General features: G+C 59.7%; 1 protein-coding gene. It reads right to left on the minus strand.

Annotated elements, in window-relative coordinates; genetic code table 11:
* On the minus strand, window positions 1-665 hold a 665-nt coding region (locus ACR0AP_RS20940), incomplete at both ends, for an EF-Tu/IF-2/RF-3 family GTPase (protein ID WP_480509231.1).

The raw sequence follows: 665 nt of genomic DNA on the forward strand, positions 1-665 counted from the left end.
GTACGGAAGTAGAACTGCGGACGGTAGTTCGCGAAGAACGGGGTGTGACGGCCGCCTTCTTCCTTGGTCAGGATATAGGCTTCGGCTTCGAACTTGGTGTGCGGTGTCACCGAACCCGGCTTACACAGAACCTGGCCACGCTCAACGCCGTCACGATCCACACCACGCAGCAGGGCGCCGATGTTGTCGCCTGCTTCACCGCGGTCCAGCAGCTTGCGGAACATTTCAACGCCGGTGCAGGTGGTTTTCGCGGTGTCACGGATGCCGACGATCTCGATCTCGTCGCCAACGTTGATCACGCCACGCTCGACACGGCCGGTCACAACGGTACCACGGCCCGAGATCGAGAACACGTCTTCGATCGGCATCAGGAACGGCTGGTCAACAGCACGCTCGGGGGTGTCGATGTAGTCATCAACAGCCGCCATCAGCTCGCGGATCTTGTTCTCGCCGATTTCAGGGTCACGGCCTTCCATCGCGGCCAGAGCCGAACCTGCGATGATCGGAATATCGTCGCCGGGGTATTCATACGAAGACAGCAGCTCGCGGATTTCCATTTCCACCAGTTCCAGCAGCTCTTCGTCGTCAACCTGGTCAACTTTGTTCATGAACACGACCATCTTCGGGATGCCAACCTGGCGGCCCAGCAGGATGTGCTCGCGGGT

It is taken from the genome of Ruegeria sp. AF7 (genome assembly GCF_056541885.1).